Here is a 17,880-nt window from a genome sequence, read left to right on the forward strand (position 1 = left end):
GGGGCCCGACGACGAGAAAATCAAAGTCGGCTTATTCCGGTTCGATACCGAAATCGCGAATCGTGGTCAACGTTTTCAGCATCAGTCCACGTTTTGCGAAAGCCTCTTCACCACCGGCCAGGCGATCAATGATACCGATGACCTCACGCACCTTTAGCCCAAACGCTTCGGCCGCGTCAACAGCCTTCAGGGCGCTACCACCGCTGGTGATCACGTCTTCGACGATGACCACTTCTTGCCCCGCTTCAACTGGGCCTTCGACTTGGCGTCCCATGCCGTGCCCTTTGGGTTCCTTGCGTACCATGAATCCCTTGAGCGGAAGTTCCTGCTGACCGGCCAGCATGACGATCGAGGCGGTGATCGGATCGGCGCCGATCGCCATCCCTCCGACGGCCGCCGGAAGATCACCCGAAGCTTGGATGGTTTCCAACATACCGGCGGCGACCAAATTTGCTCCCTGCGGATGAAGCGTGATACGGCGGCAATCAAGATAATACGAAGCCTTTTTACCGCTCGCGAGCGTAAATTCGCCTCGTTGCAACGCTTCGGATTCAAGTAAACGGAGCAAATCTTGTTTGTCGTAGGCCATGATCATCTGGGGTCACAGAGGAAGTGATTGCGAGATCGCTGACCGTAAAACGATTCTTGCCGACCTGCAAGGTGCCAATGTTTGATTCTTTCCTGGCGCGAGATGAATCTCAGCAGCCTGTTGATTTTCTAATGTCGCCCATCACCCCGCGTTGGGAGCACTCTTTTCCGCTGGTATTGCGGAGCGGAAGCCGACTGTGTGGGAGATCAAACTTAACAATCAACAGGCGCGTTAGTCGCCGTTCAGTTTCCGGCGCAAATCCCGAGCTGCCTTTTGAAGGGCCAACGGCAACTTGCTACGCACAAAGTTCGATCCGGAAAACCAAGGTTCGGGTTCGCGCATCAAAAAGCGGGCTTCCACGATCACGGCGTCTTGCCCAGCCAGCTCGGTCGCCGTCAGCCAACCGCGAAATCCGGAGTACTCGCCTGATCGACTCGAATCCGCTGTCGAATGCCAAGTGGATTTGAACCTTTCGTCCAGAACCAAGTCGATTCGGTTTTGCGTTACCGATTCCTGATGCGTGATTTTCAAAACAGCTTCGATCTGAATCTGATCGAGTAATGTCAGGTTCACCCGGCGGTATTGTTCGCCCGACTGACGACGGATGCCTTTCGCTTCAAGCTCGGCATCACCGACCGGCTGACTGAACGAGTCATCCGACCGTGCACTCGAATCGCCAGTCCATCGTTTGGAAAAGTCATCATCACTGAATTGGGCGAGGCTACAGTGGACAACAAACAGGACGTGGACCGAGTGGCCGACACGGTTGCCGTCGGCGTCTTTGAGATACGCCAAGTCAATCCGAACCGGCGCGACTTGTGACTCTCGGGTGAACTGACGCAGCGACAACCCACCGATCATCGCTTTCAAATGATCCTGCTGTTCCTGCGTCGTTTCTGTCCCTTCGAAAGCGGGCGAGTGAAGTTCAAACGCAACGCCGGCAATCTCAACTTCGTCGGCGGTGACGTTCGATGGGAGTAGCGTCCAAAGGCAAAAGCAGACGGCATAGGCAACGAGCAAACGTTTCATCAGTTCGCATAGCCGGGGTAGCGTTGCTGCAATTCTTGTCGAGCCGCGGCGGCTCGCTCGGTCCGCCCGACCTTGGGCCAAAGCTGGACAAGTCGCGTAAGAGCTTCGGCATGCGCGTCGCCCGCACCAGAAAACATCAAGTGGGTGTGCAAGTAGGCCAAGATTGCGCCTTCCAAATCGCCCCCGGCTTCATAGCACTGGCCTTGCGCGTTGTAGATCTTCGCGCTCATTTCAATGTCGGTAGGGTTCAGCTCTGTGATCAGTTGCTCGACTTGCTTGACCCCTTCATCGACCTTCCCGGCCTTGCAGAGCGTGATCGCTTGTCCGGCCTTGGAAAGAATCTTTAGCCGGAGCGCATCGGAAGTGTTCACATCGACTGCGACGACTTCGGAAAAGACCTTCTGGGCACCTTCGATATCGTCCTTTTGCAACATCGCCATGCCGGTCAGGTATCGCGACAAAATTTGCGTTTCCGGAGACGGGGCTTTGGCAAGGTACCCGTACATCCGAACCGCACCGTCATAGTTCTTCGATGCGAGTTCTAAGTCGCCGAGCAACTTGACGACGGAAAAGAAGTGATACGAGTTGCCGTGATTCTTCCCGAAAGCTGTCGCTTCGGCCTTGGCCGCGTTTCGATCGTATTGCCCGGCGAGTGCCATTTTGGCTCGTGAGAGCAAACGGTAGTAAGCAACGTCTGCCTTGATTACGTCGCGCGACAATTGATCGGCATTGATCGTCTTTAGTTCCTCGATCGCCTGTTCATACTGTCCGTCGATCGCCAATTCACGACCTCGGGTCAGTTCCGGTGGATCGCCTTGAAAGAGGATTTTCCGAATCTGATTTTCCAGGAAATTTTTGTCGTTGCTTCCGGCCTTGATCGTGACGCCATTCTTGTTGACCGCAATCACTTTTCCGGCCGATGCACTCGAAGATTCAAAGGTATAAACCCGATCGATTTGTGCTTCCGCTGGTGCGGCGGACCAAAGCAGTGTGGCGGTAAACGCGACAGTGCTTAGCAGTCTTTGTTGAGTATTCATCACGGTGGGTGGTGTCGGAGTCAGATAAGTTTTTCGGCTCGGTGCGATAGGCATGGTGGCCGATCGATTGGTGCCGGTGTGAAATCGAGTCAAAGACAAGGTAAATTAAGGAAGGCCAGTCGGTTGCTCGCCGACACTGCGTTGGGCTTCTTTCATGAGTGCGTCGTAATTGCCACGGCTTTCGGGACCACCGAGGTCGGGAAACAACGTCGCGGCTTCTCGGATGATCTTGATCGCCTTTTTCGTATCGGTCTCTCGCTTCCCGGATTTCCCCATCAGATACAAACACAGGGCGACGTGGTAGCGAGCCTGGAAGAACTTCTCTTTAAAGTTTTCACTGCGGCGGATGTTCTTACTCGTTTTGCTACTGATTTCAGCCCAGCCCCAGATCACATTTTTTCCGTCCTTGCCTTTACGTGCTCCTTCGAGCGCCAGGCGGTAAGCCTTGTACGCGGTGTTGGGCTTCAACGTCGCGGCCCAAGATTCGTAGGCCTGTGCGCCTTCGATTTGAGCTTCCAGCATCATCGGTTGTTTTTCGAGCAACGCCTGCAATGTATCGAGCGCGTCCTTATATTCGCCGGACAAACGTTGTGCCTTTGCGGTCAGGTACGCCGTAGTAACGTTCGATTGATCATCAAGTGTTTTGAACGTCGCGATCGCTTGGGTCATCAACTCGGCCGCCTGGCCACTGGCTTTCGTTTGCCCGGGGGCCATTGCCGATTCCCCGAGTGACATCAACGTTTGGCCGACCCACCGCAGCGTGGCTTGATCTTCGGTCGCGTCACGAACTCGTTTGAGCATCTCCAAAAATGCGGTTGTCAGTTTTTGCTTTTTTGCCGGCGTCGCCGTATCGAGCTGTTCTTTTAAGTCGGTGGCCAGCCGCATGTAAGTTTGAGTCAACTTGGTTTGTGCTTCTGGGCCTTCATACGCCTTTCGCAATTTCTCCATCGTCGACGTCATACGGTCGAGGTACTGACCGGGATCGTCGCTGGCAAGCATCACACCGACGAGTGCCTTGAGTTCGCTTCCATACAGTTCGCCGAGGAACGATTCGGAAGGATCTTCCAATTTGGTCGCGCGTTCGATCGGTCCATAAGTTTCGTGATCGAGGACGCCGAGTGCCTGCCGGTGCTCATCATCGATCAAGTAGATCTTGGCGAGGACCAACGCCGCTTGCAAAGCCTCGAACTCGACCAAGTTCCCTTCGATTTCGCCCAAGCCTTCTTGCAGGTTTTTCTTCGCTCGGGTGACCAAAGCCGTCGATTTTTCGGGATCGTTTTCTTCGGTTCGGGCGACGATCGATTGATTCCAAAACAGTTGGCCGAGCAACCGTTTAAATTCGGCACGCTCGTTTCCGGCCCCCATTTCGTCGATCAGTTTCTGCGCCCCGTCAAAGTCGTCTTTGCTGAGCAGCAGTCGGATTTGCAGTCCTTGTGCGGCCGCCGCATTGGGATCGTCAGGCCAAGTTTTGGCCAAGTATTTTCCCAACGATTCAAGTTGACGAAGCAAACCATCGTTTTCGTCCTCGGGGACTTCGCCGAGCAAAAATTGCATCGAGGTCAGCGCCATCAAGCCACCTTTCAACCCGACGTCGGTACCGGGAGCCGATTTGGCCAGAAAACTACCGACGACGACCGTCTCTCGATGACGTTTCGATTGATAAAGAAAGTACGCCAAGATTTGCCGCGCTTGATTAAGCGATTCGATGTCCGTCTCGGAGTTGATCATTCCCAGCCCACCGCGCAGGACCTGAATCCCGATCTGATAGGCTTGTTCGATCTGTTTGTTTAAATCCGCTTTTTGCTTTTCTAATTCGTCAGACTTCGGTTGTGATTCCAGCAATGCGATCGTCGATTCGATTTCGCCCGCCTGTTCGAGAATCGTGGTCGCCGTTTCCAATGCGTCATTAAAACTCTTTGGCGGTTCGGCGGTAGGCAATTCCGCTTTGGTGGGCTCGATCCCCATTTCCTCCAGCATCGCGTCGACTTCTTCGACATGTTTACCGGGAATCTTCTTGGCAGCTTTTAGGAGGTCGCGCCCGGCCGATTTTGCACGGCCGATTTCCCCTTTTTTCAGCGAGTCATCGGCGGCCTTGGCCAAGTATGCCTTGGCGAGCGCGACCCGGTATTCTTGCACCGAAGCGGTCGATTCTTCGTTGGGGCGAATCTGATTGGCGAAGGCTTCGGTTCGATCGATCGCTTCTTGATACTTCGGCGGATCGGATGCCAACTTCATCCGTACCACCCCGGCGGCGGCCAAAAACTTCGCATCGCGAAGAACATCGACCTCGGGTTCTTCCAGCATTCGCAAGTAATGATCCAGCGCGGCCGCTTGATCACCAAGCAATTCGTGAATTTCCCCCAAGTGGACCAAGGCGATCGCACCGGGCGGGTACTTGAAGTAAATCTTGTTCAGTTCGGCCAAACGATTGCGAGCATCTTCGAGGCCTTGCTTGTCTTTCTCGGCCGGATTGTCGAATGTCTTAGCGGCCAGCTTCAATGCATCCGCGGCATTCAGCTGAGACTGCAAGAATTCAAAACGGTACTGGTCGCGGCGGGCAGCGGCGTCCGGATCGGAATCGGCATCAATTTTCTGCCCACGGATCTCTTTCAGTTTTTCGCGAAGGTCCGCGACAATTGCATCAAACGTTTTTGCGGCTTCCAAATACGAAGTCCGCGCCTGTTTGACTTTGTCATCGCTGGGCGTACCGGCCAAAAGCTGCGCCGCCCGGATCATTTGAAGCTTGCCCAGTTGCAACCGCGCCTCACTGACACGGGGATGACTGGATTGCGATTCGATGAAACCTTGCAGGGTCCGTTCCGCGTCGGCGAACGCTTCGTCGCGTGAATCCGAGCTGCGGGTGTTGAGTGCTTGCTCGATATACGTCTGTGCTTTTTCAAGCGGGATCGCTTTGACAAACGATTCGTCGATTCCCTCGATCGATTTGGCCCGATCGAGATACACGATCGCGGTATCGAAGTACCCCACATTGCGAAGTTGCTTAACAAACGCTTCGGCAGGTTCGCCATTCGCGTACACCGTCGATAACGCCAACGGCCCACCGCCGGATCCACCGGCCGCCATCACAATCGGCAAAGTCAACGCAATCAGACGTTTCAATCCTAGGCACCGTTCTCCTAGACACCGTTGTCTCCCTCTGCCATTGCCGGACGTCAAAGCTCGTATCAATTCCCCGGCGTGACCGGAGGCAGCCGTCGCAATTGCTGATCGAAGGGCCGAGGCCGCTCGTGATCGGTTGGTTGCGGGATGTGTCATGTTGAACAATGGGAACGGAGAGAAGGGAATGGCTGGGACGAGTCTTAAAGGGAACGTCCGATTCATTTTGAAAAGGTTGCCGATGAAGTGATCTCGCCGACAATACAGAATCGGACGACATTCGCATGGCTCGGCCGACGAGGCTGGACGATGGTGCATCTGGCTTCGGGCAGCTCCGCGAAAAACATCTGCCGGCAGAGGATCATAGCAACTTGTGATCGGTCACCGGGCAGCTTCGATCCATCACGAGCATGCTTTGGTCAACTCAGATGTGCGGCGGGCAATTCTGTATGGTCTAATTTTATCGTAAATTCGAGCAACCGTCATTCAAGCTTCCACCCGCCGCGTTCACCTTGCCTTATGCGGATCCCCTCGCAATTTAACGATTCCAGCCTTTATGGCACCCGATCGCGGGACAAAGGCCGCACCAAGGGGCGCGGCGTGCCCCCCTCAGGAACTGCGCGGCGACTGATCCGATTGGCCGTCGCGTTCGCACTCGTGATCGTTGTCATGCGACAGGCTCGGCAACCAAGGCTATACCAAGCGTTCTTCAGCAAAGCCGGTCATGCCACCCAATCGCCCGGCGCGGAGTCACGCACCGACGGGAACCTGGGTCTCACGAACGCCTCGAAAGTCATGTCGTCAACCGAAGCTGCGAGCGAACAATCGATCGCGACTTCTTCACCGGATAACTGGCCATTGGCGGCGGCCTGGGTCGAGACGATGGAGGTGGACCTACAGCGTGCGTGGATTCAAACACTGTTGATGGTCCAGCATCATTTGCGAGAGCATCCGCCGGGCAGCGACGAAAGTTTTGACTGGGTCGGGGTCTCAGAAACTCAGATAAAGCAGTCGATCGAGCTGTTGCGCGGCGTGCAAGCTGAACAACGAGGTGACGATGACACCGTAGCGACGTCGACCGCAACCGTGCTTGATCAACTTCAAACACTTTCCCGGCTCGCCGATCAGGGGCGTTTGTCGGTTTCGCACTTGCCTAGGATCCAATCTTGGGCGGCGGCCACGCTCGATGCACTTGATCGCGCCGCGTTGTCGCGTGTTCAAGACGGAACATTTTGGACTAGCGTCGACAGCGATGCGTTTTACCTACAGTTAGCGCGTAGTGATCAACTGGCCATAAAACGCGGTCGTTCGGGCGCAGTCGCGATCGGCACGCTGCCGCTACTTCAGCAACCGGATGTTTATCGCGGACAAACGGTACGTATCGAAGGATCGCTTCGGCGCGCCACACGAATCGATGCGCAACCTAATCGTGCCGGGGTAAAGCATTACTGGAAACTTTGGGTCATCCCCAACGATGGCGGAGTCCGTCCGCTCGTGTTGATCGTCCCAACGCTGCCGGAATCATTGCGACCGATCTTAACCGATGACGGGTCGCTGGACCCGCAGGCGGTCCAGGCCCACGCGGATCAGTTGATCGCGGTCGGTCGGTTTATCAAGCGTCTGCCCTATCGGTCTTCGATCGGTGCCGACATTGCTCCGGTAGTGATCGGACGCATCGAAGCGACACAGGCCGATCGATTGCGTCAACGATCATCAGCGTCCGGCATCGCCGATGGCCTCGATCATCCCGTCGGCAACCACGCCAAAGCGGCGAACGGCGGGCAAAGCGTCTCGCGACTTTCGGCCGCTCGTTGGTGGGGAATCGCCGTCGCGATCATCGCCGGAGTTGGTTTTGCCGTGGTATTGATGCGGCGCGCCACTGCGGAAGCCGCGCACACGCGTCACATGCGTCGCAACTCGCTCGATCGCGAGGGCTTTGATGCCGACTTACTCGCCGGGGACACGACCTCCCAATCGACTCAAAAGGATCCCGCCTGATGCTTGGCCGCCGCCTTATGTTTGCCAAACACTCGACACTCACAAATCGCTGTTCGATGTTCGCTTGGTTTGGACTGATGTCGGTCGCCATAACGACCGTATCACAAGCCGACTCGGCATTGAAGTTTTTAAGCGGCTTTGATCACACGCGCGTCGAGCAGTGCTACCCGATCAGCGACTCCGATGTCGCCGCCGAGATGGGCAAGCTGTTGTACCGATTGCAGAACGTCGGCGACGGTCGTCTCGCATCTTTGTCGCAATCTTGGGAGGTCGCGTCGGGTACCGATCCCAATGGCCGCGCGACGTTGGAAGTGGGCGACGCGGTACGTGTCGAAGGTCATATCGAAGCGATTCGTCAGTTCAACCTGCCCGATGATCTGGCGGAATACCTCGACATGAACGCCTATCAGGAAATCGTTTTCCGCCAGCAAAAGGGGACATCGGTTTCAATTTTTGCGCCGCCGCTGAACGGAAAAATCGCCAAAGGTGACAGGGTCACTGCACACGCAGTTTATCTCGGGACGGGCGACCGAGATTCAGACGAAGAGGGAACCAATCCACCGACTATCGCGTTTGCGACGGGCAAACTTTCTTGGTTCCCGTCAAACCCTGATCGCGCGGGATGGCAGATGCTTTCCGATGTCGGCTTTGACCTCAGCTTGATTGCCGACGCCGCCTCGCGCAATCGTTTCGTCTTAAAAGCGGAGGACGCACCGGCGTTTTACGGGTTACTGGCTGCCGCAGCGAAAGCGTCTCCCAAGCAACCGGCCAAGGCCGTTGACCCCGTTGCACTATTGACGAGGGCGAGCGAGTACCACGGTGAATGGATCAAGATCAACGCGTCGACGGTTCGGATTACGCGTATCGCATTGGATTCGGAAAGCCAACGAGAACAACTCGGGCAAGATTACTATTTTCAGATCGATGCCAGCGGTGACTTAGGAAAGCGGATCTTGCAATTGGAACGAGCGGAGGGCGAATCCGGCGATCCGATTCGCATGAGCGGCTCCTATCCGGTGACCTTCGTCGCGACCCGTCTCCCGGAGTTTCTTCGACAAGAATTCGAGCGGCAAAATTCATTGGTCGCGATCGTCAGCCATCCGGTCGTCGTCGAAGGTTTTTTCTATCGGCTTTGGAGCTACAGCAACGAGTTCATGACCCGCGAAGGCGGTGGGAAACAAGTCGGGCCACTAATTGTCGCGTCGCGTTGGACGTCGCGAATCGATCCGAACTTAAAAAAGCAATCAGGAATTGCCTGGTTCGGTTACGCGCTCGCCGCGCTGATCTTCGGGGCGGTTTTGGTGACATTGTGGTGGCAAATCAAGACGGCTCGACACGACGCGGCGATCCGGGCAAGGAATCGCGAGTCAATTTCGATCGAAATCCCCGGGCAAGCTCTGGCATCGGAAGAATCGACAACGCGGCGTTAGGCCACTTGACCGCCACGGCTAGGTGGCGACGATGGTGCTCTAAAACTCGGCGGGACGGCCGCCGCAACGGCTTGCATACCTCTAACGCCAAAGAAAACCACCATGCGTCGCGCGAAAATTTCGATCATCGGAGCCGGAAACGTAGGAGCGACTTGCGCCCATTGGTGCGCGTCGGCTGAACTCGGTGACATCGTTCTCTTGGACATTCCTCAAACCGAAGATATGCCCGCCGGAAAGGCACTCGATTTGATGCAATCGTCGCCAATCATGGGCTTCGATTCCAAGGTGGTTGGCACGACCAGCTACGATGACACCGCCGATAGCGACGTCATCGTTGTGACCGCAGGGATTCCGCGTAAACCTGGCATGAGCCGTGATGATTTGCTCGCCACCAACGCCAAAATTGTCACGAGCGTCGGCGAACAAATCAAAAAGTCCAGCCCCAACGCCGTCGTCATCGTCGTCAGCAACCCGCTCGATGCGATGGTTCAGCAGATGTGGAAGGTGACCGGATTTGATCCCGCACGCGTCTGTGGTCAAGCAGGTGTGCTCGACACCGCACGTTATCGCACGTTCCTGGCAATGGAACTCGGCGTCAGCGTCGAAGACATCAGCGCGCTTCTGATGGGTGGACACGGTGACACGATGGTTCCAATCCCCAGCTGCACCAGTGTCGGCGGCATCCCCGTGACCCAACTGATCGACTCGGCTCGCTTGGACGAAATTGTCGAGCGAACTCGAAAAGGCGGTGCCGAAATCGTCTCGTTGCTGAAAACGGGGAGTGCTTACTACGCACCAGCTGCTGCCTGTGCCCAAATGGTCGAAGCGGTCGTCAAAGACAAGAAACGCTGTATCCCCGTCGCGGCATTGTGCGACAAAGAGTATGGCGTCGGCGGTTACTATGTCGGCGTTCCCGTGATCATGGGAAGCGGCGGAGTCGAAAAGGTAATCGAGCTGAACTTGACCGATGCAGAGACCGCGGACTTCCAAAAGAGCGTCGACGCGGTCAAAGGCTTGGTCGCGACCATGGACGAATTGCTGGCCGGCTAGTCGCGCGTCCTTGTTCGCGTATCAAGGAAACGAGTGCCCCCACCATCTTAAACCTTGGGGTTTCACTCATCAGCCGATGGGCGTTAGTCCCGGTTATTGCACTGCTACCGTGTCTAACGCCATGCGGCTTCTCCTAAATTAAGATGCTGACGCAGCACTAACTCAAACTTCCTGAAACCTCCGAATGCGAAGAACGTCGCTCGCCAACGAGGCGGATGATGCTTCTTCGAGTTTCGCTTCGGTGTAGTTCACGATTCGTCTAATTTATTTTCAACGCGAAGGCGCAAGGACGCAAAGGAGGGAGCTGACGGAGCTGTCTTCTTTGCGACTTTGCGCCCTCGCGTCTCTGCGCTTTTCATAACTTATTCACGACGCGATTGGCCCCATTTTTGACTAGCTTTTCGCCAGAGTTGATCACCAGGCCCAGCTTGAGGTTCTTCAGTCTCAAGTACGTCACCAGCTGAGCGGCGAAGATTGAACGGTCTTGCCTGACGGCTCGTTTCGTTGCCAAATCAAGGCTCTCCGATCACGCATCCATCAACCCTGCCATTTCGCAAAGATGTGCGTCCGCGACCGGCTGCGGACAACTCCACACCAAAAAGAAAAACGCTTGTTGGCAGTAGCGACCGACCGGATGATCGACCATCAATCCGGCTCCCTTGGCCGTGGTCATCGCCGCGGCGGTGGTTCGCTGGACAAGTTGATTTGCTTGGGTTCGTAGTTCGGCGAGATCGACCGCGCTGTCGGCTTCGGTTGCCGATTCGATCCTCTGCCGAAGTTGGGTATGTTCTGCCGAAAACTTTTCGACGATTCCAAGTAGGTTGTCGCGACGAGTCGCCTCGTCCTCTAGAAATCGAAGGGCGGCAAAAGACAGCCCGAGCGCAAGGGCCGAAGTTTGTAGACCGCCCGCTCCGCTCGATTTTTTTACCGCTCGCGAGCCACCGCTTAAGACATTGAGTTCCGGGCCAGCCAGAATCGATAGCCAGGGAACAAAGACACTGTTGAGATGAACCGCGTCGGTGCAACTGGCTTCCATTGCGATCATTTTCGCACCCGGTCCCGGTTGCAGACCAGCGGTGTTTGCATCGACGAGCGCGAGCACCTCGGTGGCATCGGGCAACGTCGCTCCGACGACAATCCAGTCGACTTGGCTGGCCCCCGTGACCCAAGGGATGCAGCCGTCAAGGGTCAGCCCGCCGTCTGCTGGCGATGCCGTGACAACGGGACGATCAAGGTGCCGCCGACTGGTGGTTAAATGACTGATGCCGACCGAACCAATCGAACGTCCGCTGGATAAAGCTTCGATGATATCCGCTTGCTCCGAAGCTCGGTCACTGGCGATCAATCGTTTGAGAGCGCCGAGATGCTGAGTGATGATAAAGGTTGTCACTAAGTCGGCTCGCGCCAAACCGATCAACGTTTGGACTTGCCTCAAAGCCGACCAGCCTGACATCCCCGCTAACCCAGCAAGCACTCCCGCCTGACCACACGACAGCAAGGATTCGGCGGGCCAGTCGTTCACCGTTCGCCATCGCGAAGCGCGTTCGTAGAGCGCCAGCTCGAGATTCGCCAATTGAGTTTCAAAGTTTTGATCCATCTGCTTGATTCTATTCTGGGGGGAGCTTCCCGCAACAGAGGTGGTACCGGCGTATTCAACGCCCCAAGTATCCGTGTGATCGCTTCGCCGCCCCCACGTTGTTTCCGGCAGGGCACAATACACGCGTCTGATGTGAAGGCGGGATCAGACGCAAGTGGCTTGTTCGAGCCGCCGAGATGCATTGTCCCCGTTGAAGTCAATGGGCGTTGATTAATCCGAAGAGCGTCACGGCGCGTTCGTCGCCGACAAAAAAATTCAACGTGACACCAGCACTCGAAGTGCCTATCGGTTTCGGATGATCGGCGGGCACATGATCCTAACTCCAATTGCTGAACGTAATGATTGAACTGATCCAATCGATTTACCCCGACCACACGACAGAGATCCAGGCAGGCATCGACACGCTACTGAAAAAGTATGCCGCCGAGATCAAGCCAGTCGACTCAAACGCCCCGAGCGAACTTTGTCAAAAGGATTCGATTCTGATCACCTACGGTGACAGTTTTCGAGAAGACGGGATCAGCCCACTGCAATGTCTCAAAAAGTTTGCTTGTCAACAGCTGGGTGACTGCGTCAGTGCGATCCACCTGCTGCCGTGCTTTCCCTACACGTCTGACGACGGCTTTAGCGTACAGGACTACTACCAGATCGATCCGGCGCTGGGGAATTGGTTCGACATGGAAGAATTGGGGCAGTCGTATGAACTGATGTTTGACGCGGTCGTCAATCACATTTCCAAAAGTTCGGAATGGTTCAAAGGATTCCTCGATGGTGACGCTCGCTACGCGGACTATTTTATCGTTGCTGATCCAGATGCCGATTATTCCAGCGTTACGCGTCCACGTGCATTGCCGCTTTTGCATCCTTTTCGACAAGGCGACAAGACAGTCCATGTTTGGACGACGTTCTCGGAAGATCAGGTCGACTTGAATTTCCATAGTCCGAGCGTTCTGCTCGCGGTGCTCGATGTGCTGCTGTTCTATGTCGCCCGCGGTGCACGCTACATTCGACTGGACGCCATCGCTTTTATCTGGAAAGAGCTTGGCACCAGTTGCATGCACCTGCCACAAACGCATGGCATCATTCAGCTTTGTCGAAAAGTCATCGAGCAATTGGCTCCCCAAGTTGCCATCATCACAGAGACCAATGTCCCGCACGAAGAAAACATCTCCTACTTTGGCAACGGCAGCAATGAGGCACATCTGGTTTACAACTTTACGCTTCCGCCGCTGTTGATGTATTCGCTTCATCGTCAAAACGTTGATACGTTGACTCGATGGGCCAGTTCGCTTGACTTGCCGGGAGATCGCACTTGCTTCTTTAACTTCACCGCCAGCCATGACGGAGTGGGCGTGCGTCCTTTGCAAGGGATCGTCAGCACGGAAGCGATCGAGGAACTAGCCGAGATCGCTCGTTCGCACGGCGGATTTGTCTCGATGCGTGATAACGGCGATGGGACTCAATCGCCGTATGAAATTAACTGCAACTACTTTGATTTCGCGACCGATCCTTCGTCGTCGGATAGCGTCCGCGTTCAACGTTTTCTACTGACCCAATCAGTGATGCTAACGATGCCGGGCGTTCCGGGGATCTACTACCATTCGATCATCGGATCGGAAAACGATCGACAAGCCGCTATCGATTCGAAAATCAATCGGCGTATCAATCGTGCTAAGCTGCATTACCCTAGCCTGGCTGCCGAGCTTGAGCGGCCCGATACGATTCGCTCTCAGGTCTTCAACCGCTACAAGACAATGTTGACCGCTCGCGGGGGCGAGCCATTGTTTGCTCCGTTTGTCGCTGCCGAATATCACTCGGCCGGTCCCGTCTTTGTCATTCGGCGATCCAACGACGACGGAACACTCTTCGCAGTTCATAACTTTTCAGATTCCGACGAGGCGATCACACTGCCGGGTGAAAAACTCACTGATCTTTTAACCGGTCAACAACTCGGCAGTGGTTCCGATGTCACGTCGATCACGTTACAACCGTTCGAGTTCCGCTGGCTCAGGATGACCTAAGCCCCGAATGAATACACTCAATATGGTGTTCCCCTGAAGATGAATGTGTTGATCGTCCCTGACAAATTCAAAGGCTCACTGACGGCAAGCGAGGTCATCGCTGCCATCGAAGCTGGCTTGAAGGGCAAGCTTCCTGACGTCATCGTTCATCATGTCGTTGCCTCCGACGGAGGCGATGGATTTTTGGATGCGATCATCAAATGTCGACCATCGGTTGCCGTCGTCAGTTGCGATACGGTCGATCCTCTGGGACGCCCCATCGAGGCGGAATTCGGATTCGATGAAAGCGAATCGGTCGCTTATGTGGAAATGGCTCGGGCAAGTGGGATGGAGCTGCTTCGCGCCGACGAACGCGACCCTTCCGAGACTTCGACGGAAGGCACCGGACGATTGATCCTTGCCGCGATGAGCCGTGGTGCAAAAACCATCTACGTTGGACTGGGAGGAAGCGCCACCAATGACGGAGGATGCGGGATCGCGAAGGCTCTTGGTTTTCGCTTCTTCGATGCTTCCGGCAATACGATCGATCCAGTCGGAGGACAACTCGGCCGCATCGATCGAATTGATTCGGCATCCGTTACGCCAGGAGCCTCCGACGTTCGCATCATCGCGGTCAACGATGTCTCCAATCCGCTACTGGGCAGCGAGGGAGCTGCATTCGTTTATGCGCCACAAAAGGGCGCTGACGCGGCAATGGTCCGCGACCTTGACGCCGGCCTTGATCACTTGCAATCGATCGTTCGGCGTGACTTGTCAACCGACGCGGCTGAGGTCCCAGGTGCCGGCGCGGCCGGCGGAACCGGCTACGGTCTGAAAGCATTCTTAAAGGCAGACTTTATCTCGGGAATTGAATTCGTCCTCACACTCGCCGAAATGGAAACGCTACTCGCCGCCGGAACGATTGACCTGATCGTGACCGGCGAAGGCCGTATCGATGACCAAACCGCCTACGGCAAGCTCGTCCGTGGTGTCGCCGATGTGGGCGAAAAGTACAACGTGCCAGTCAAAGCGATCTGCGGACAACTAAATCTTGAACGCAAATCTTTCTCCGACCTGGGACTTTCTGGTGTCGTCCAGATCCATCGACAAGATCGCCCCCTAGATGAAACAATTCGGCGAGCCGCAGAACTGGTGACGTCCGCGGCAGGAGAACTGATCACCGACGAAATGCGACACGGCTGAGAAAGGCGTCAAACAATTGATCACCTACCAAATCGAACCGAAACTTTCGGCCAACACGTTCGTCGACTTGTTGCGCCGGTCGACACTAGCCGCTCGGCGTCCAGTCGATCAGCCTCAAATCATCGAAGGGATGCTGCGAAAGGCCGACGTGATTGCAACCGCGCGGAGTGAAGAAGGATCGCTTGTCGGTGTCGCAAGATCGATCACCGACTTCCACTACTGTACCTATCTGTCGGATTTGGCAGTCGACGAAGCATTTCAGCGTCAAGGCATCGGCCGGCGATTAATCGAGTTTTCACATCAGCAGGCAGGATTGCAAACCAATCTGATCCTGTTAGCCGCGCCTGCGGCGGCAACGTACTACCCATACATTGGGATGGAATCACATCCGTCTTGTTGGATTCGCCGCGCCGCTGAAACACCTCACGAGTGTGACCGGAAACCATGATGCGATTGCGTTAGAGCTTCTGGGCAGGCGTTGTTTCCGGGCAAACCTTCCACAGAACTGCGTCATCATCTCCGGAGGGCGGGTACTTGGATGGCCGAGGTCCAGTCGGCTGGTGTAGCCCTCACCGGGCCGGAGCCCCGACGTTCCCACCGGGCATTCGTCGAAGGCGAAGCTTAGTTGCAGACTGTTGAGCGCCATAAAAAACCTCCCTTCGCCGAAACGAAGAGAGGTTTGTGATCGAACTCGCATGACGATCAGCAGTGCTTGACGCTGGATGCGACGAGCACGGCTGACGCAACCGAACCTAGTTTGCTGGTGGGAACAGCGGGCCTTCGCCGCTTCCCAGACCACCCTTTAGCTCGCCATCTTGAGCAGGAACATCGCCGGCTTCGGCGGCTTCCGCTTCGGCTGCCGCACGCTCTTCTTCTTCGCCCCATTCGACACGTTTGAGCGAGAGGCCGATCTTCCGTTCGTCGGTATCGACACGCAAGACTTTGACTTCGATTTCGTCGTTGACTTTGACGACTTCCTCGGGGTTCTCGACTTTGTGCTCGGCAAGTTCACTGATGTGCAGCAAACCTTCCAAGCCGTCTTCGAGACCAATGAAGACACCGAAGTTGGTGATCTTGGTGACAGTTCCTTTGACCAGTTGACCGGGTTGGTACTTGTCTGGAATGTCGCCGTCCCAGGGGTCGTTATCGAGTTGCTTGAGTCCGAGGGCGATTCGGCGACGCTGCTCGTCGACGCTAAGGACACGGCACTGCAATTCCTGGCCTTTCTCCAGCACTTCGCTGGGGTGACCGATTTTGCGAGTCCATGACATATCGCTGACGTGCAACAATCCATCGATGCCTTCTTCGAGTTCGATGAACGCACCGTAGTTGGTGAGGTTGCGGACCTTTCCGTTGACATCGGTTCCTTCGGGGTAACGCTCGAGGACGTCTTCCCAAGGGTTCTTTTGGGTTTGCTTCATACCCAGCGAAAGCTGCTGGCCTTCGGGGTCGACGCCCAAGATCTTGACTTCGATCTTGTCGCCGATGTTGACCAATTCGCTGGGGTGATTGACCCGTTTGGTCCAGCTCATTTCGCTGATGTGAACCAGACCTTCGATGCCGGGCTCGAGCTTCACGAACGCACCGTAGCTCATCACATTGACGACTTCGCCCATGTGGTTGGAATCGACCGGGTACTTCTGCTCGATGTTTTCCCACGGGTTGCGATCTTTTTGCTTCAGACCCAAAGCGATTTTTTGCTTTTCGCGGTCGATGTGAAGCACCTTGACTTCGATTTCCTGGTCGATGGAAACCATTTCGGTCGGGTGCGAGATACGCTCCCATGCCATGTCGGTGATGTGCAACAGACCGTCGATACCGCCGAGGTCGACGAACGCACCGAAGTCGGCGATGTTCTTGACGATCCCTTTGCGGATCTGACCGACCTCGAGTTCTTGCATCAAGAACGCGCGATCTTCTTCGCGTTGGTTTTCGATCAGCGAGCGGCGGCTGATGACGATGTTGCGGCGGGTGTCGTCGATCTTGAGCACTTCGGCTTGGATCACGCGGCCGATGAAATCGCCAATGTCGCCGGGACGTCGGATATCGACCTGGCTGCCTGGCAAAAACACATCGACGCCGATGTTGACTAGCAAACCGCCCTTGATTTTGCGGATGACCCAGCCGGTAACCACCTGGCCTTCGCCGATCGTCGAGATGATCTTTTCCCACTCGATAATCTTTTCGGCCTTTTCCTTACTCAGGGAGATCATCCCGTAAGGATCGTCGGCGGCGCCGAAGTTATCTTCCATCTCTTCGATCAAGACACGGACGATATCGCCGACCTTCGGCTTGGCCTCTTCGGGGCCCCATTCGTTCAGGCTGACGGTGCCTTCGCTCTTGAAGCCAACGTCAATCAGAGCCCACTCGTCGTTCATTTCGACGATCTTACCGTCGACGATTTGGCCCTGGCTGTAATCCTGCTGCTCGGCGTGCTGAAGGAAATCGAGCAGCCAATCTTCCGTTTCCTCTTCTGGCGCCAATGTCGCCAGATCATCGAGCATGTCGTCGTCTTCGAGGGAACGGATGAGATTGCGGTTAACCATGTGTTTTTCCGGGAGAATCGTTGGCAAGCGTCGCTTCAGACGGAGTCGCTCCAGACGGTGCGTGGCAAGGTCACACGTGAAGATCAACCGGATCGACGATCTACAGGGTGGGATCTCTCGCCAGACGCCGCGGAGGATGAGAAGGCGTCCATCGTTCGCTCAGGCGATCGCTGTGACTTGCTCGCGGCAGATTCGGGGGGTCAGTGGATGAAACTGAATGCTTTACACGTCCCGCCGATCGCAAAAAATGTCTTAGAAGCGATGCGAGACAATCGGCGGCGTTA

Annotated in this window: 13 protein-coding genes; 6 read left to right on the forward strand and 7 right to left on the reverse strand. The window is 55.7% G+C overall.

Annotation, left to right across the window (positions count from 1 at the left end; all coding sequences use genetic code 11):
- Window positions 1-31: 31 nt before the first annotated feature.
- The 4 genes from pyrE to FYC48_RS06720 form a co-directional block, all read right to left on the reverse strand.
- Window positions 32-595 (reverse strand): orotate phosphoribosyltransferase, encoded by a 564-nt coding sequence (pyrE, locus tag FYC48_RS06705; protein ID WP_149495933.1) that lies wholly within the window; start codon window positions 593-595, stop codon window positions 32-34.
- Window positions 596-820: 225 nt separating this feature from the next.
- Window positions 821-1,618 (reverse strand): hypothetical protein, encoded by a 798-nt coding sequence (locus FYC48_RS06710; protein WP_149495934.1) that lies wholly within the window; start codon window positions 1,616-1,618, stop codon window positions 821-823.
- Window positions 1,618-2,655: a tetratricopeptide repeat protein gene (locus FYC48_RS06715; protein WP_160149367.1), complete on the reverse strand. Its 1,038-nt coding sequence runs from the start codon at window positions 2,653-2,655 to the stop codon at window positions 1,618-1,620. The genes FYC48_RS06710 and FYC48_RS06715 overlap by 1 nt, the downstream gene beginning before the upstream one ends.
- Window positions 2,656-2,760: 105 nt before the next feature.
- A complete protein-coding gene (locus tag FYC48_RS06720; RefSeq protein WP_149495936.1) occupies window positions 2,761-5,775 on the reverse strand; it encodes a hypothetical protein in 3,015 nt (1,004 codons plus the stop codon).
- A 597-nt stretch (window positions 5,776-6,372) separates the two neighbouring features.
- On the opposite strand from FYC48_RS06720, the gene FYC48_RS06725 reads away from it, so the two are divergent.
- The 3 genes from FYC48_RS06725 to mdh all read left to right on the forward strand — a co-directional run bounded on the left by FYC48_RS06725 (window position 6,373) and on the right by mdh (window position 10,250).
- The gene (locus FYC48_RS06725; RefSeq protein ID WP_149495937.1) at window positions 6,373-7,770 is read left to right on the forward strand and encodes a hypothetical protein; all 1,398 of its coding nucleotides are present in this window, start codon (window positions 6,373-6,375) and stop codon (window positions 7,768-7,770) included.
- A gap of 77 nt (window positions 7,771-7,847) precedes the next feature.
- Window positions 7,848-9,200, forward strand: coding sequence for a hypothetical protein (locus tag FYC48_RS06730; RefSeq protein ID WP_160149368.1), 1,353 nt, complete (start codon window positions 7,848-7,850; stop codon window positions 9,198-9,200).
- A 102-nt stretch (window positions 9,201-9,302) separates the two neighbouring features.
- Entirely contained in the window at window positions 9,303-10,250 is a 948-nt protein-coding gene (gene mdh, locus FYC48_RS06735) for a malate dehydrogenase (RefSeq protein ID WP_149495939.1), read from the forward strand.
- A gap of 355 nt (window positions 10,251-10,605) precedes the next feature.
- On the opposite strand, the gene FYC48_RS06740 is transcribed toward mdh, so the two are convergent.
- Together FYC48_RS06740 and FYC48_RS06745 are read right to left on the reverse strand one after the other, a co-directional pair.
- The gene (locus FYC48_RS06740) at window positions 10,606-10,761 is read right to left on the reverse strand and encodes a GxxExxY protein (protein WP_149495940.1); all 156 of its coding nucleotides are present in this window, start codon (window positions 10,759-10,761) and stop codon (window positions 10,606-10,608) included.
- A 15-nt stretch (window positions 10,762-10,776) separates the two neighbouring features.
- Window positions 10,777-11,847, reverse strand: a complete 1,071-nt coding sequence (locus FYC48_RS06745; RefSeq protein ID WP_149495941.1) for an acyl-CoA dehydrogenase family protein — start codon at window positions 11,845-11,847, stop codon at window positions 10,777-10,779.
- A gap of 338 nt (window positions 11,848-12,185) precedes the next feature.
- Here FYC48_RS06745 and FYC48_RS06750 point away from each other — a divergent pair, with 338 nt between their 5' ends.
- The 3 genes from FYC48_RS06750 to FYC48_RS06760 are packed head-to-tail and all read left to right on the forward strand — an operon-like array spanning window position 12,186 to window position 15,498.
- On the forward strand, window positions 12,186-13,868 hold the full coding sequence (locus FYC48_RS06750) for an alpha-amylase family glycosyl hydrolase (RefSeq protein WP_149495942.1): 1,683 nt from the start codon (window positions 12,186-12,188) through the stop codon (window positions 13,866-13,868).
- Window positions 13,869-13,907: 39 nt separating this feature from the next.
- Complete coding sequence (locus tag FYC48_RS06755) at window positions 13,908-15,050, forward strand: glycerate kinase family protein (RefSeq protein ID WP_149495943.1); 1,143 nt, start codon at window positions 13,908-13,910, stop codon at window positions 15,048-15,050.
- Window positions 15,051-15,066: 16 nt separating this feature from the next.
- Complete coding sequence (locus tag FYC48_RS06760; RefSeq protein WP_149495944.1) at window positions 15,067-15,498, forward strand: GNAT family N-acetyltransferase; 432 nt, start codon at window positions 15,067-15,069, stop codon at window positions 15,496-15,498.
- Between the two features lie 304 nt (window positions 15,499-15,802).
- Here the strand turns inward: FYC48_RS06760 and FYC48_RS06765 are convergent, their stop codons facing one another.
- Window positions 15,803-17,596: a 30S ribosomal protein S1 gene (locus tag FYC48_RS06765; RefSeq protein ID WP_149495945.1), complete on the reverse strand. Its 1,794-nt coding sequence runs from the start codon at window positions 17,594-17,596 to the stop codon at window positions 15,803-15,805.
- Window positions 17,597-17,880 lie beyond the last annotated feature (284 nt).

This window comes from Roseiconus lacunae (genome assembly GCF_008312935.1).
Classification (GTDB): Bacteria; Planctomycetota; Planctomycetia; order Pirellulales; family Pirellulaceae; genus Stieleria; species Stieleria lacunae.

Excerpts from the sequence above, each read along its gene's own strand:
- FYC48_RS06745 (WP_149495941.1), bottom strand. The coding sequence starts at position 11,847 with ATGGATCAAAACTTTGAAACTCAATTGGCGAATCTCGAGCTGGCGCTC.
- FYC48_RS06765 (WP_149495945.1), bottom strand. The coding sequence starts at position 17,596 with ATGGTTAACCGCAATCTCATCCGTTCCCTCGAAGACGACGACATGCTC.
- mdh (WP_149495939.1), top strand. The coding sequence starts at position 9,303 with ATGCGTCGCGCGAAAATTTCGATCATCGGAGCCGGAAACGTAGGAGCG.
- FYC48_RS06755 (WP_149495943.1), top strand. The coding sequence starts at position 13,908 with ATGAATGTGTTGATCGTCCCTGACAAATTCAAAGGCTCACTGACGGCA.
- FYC48_RS06715 (WP_160149367.1), bottom strand. The coding sequence starts at position 2,655 with ATGAATACTCAACAAAGACTGCTAAGCACTGTCGCGTTTACCGCCACA.
- pyrE (WP_149495933.1), bottom strand. The coding sequence starts at position 595 with ATGATCATGGCCTACGACAAACAAGATTTGCTCCGTTTACTTGAATCC.
- FYC48_RS06750 (WP_149495942.1), top strand. The coding sequence starts at position 12,186 with ATGATTGAACTGATCCAATCGATTTACCCCGACCACACGACAGAGATC.
- FYC48_RS06710 (WP_149495934.1), bottom strand. The coding sequence starts at position 1,618 with ATGAAACGTTTGCTCGTTGCCTATGCCGTCTGCTTTTGCCTTTGGACG.
- FYC48_RS06730 (WP_160149368.1), top strand. The coding sequence starts at position 7,848 with ATGTCGGTCGCCATAACGACCGTATCACAAGCCGACTCGGCATTGAAG.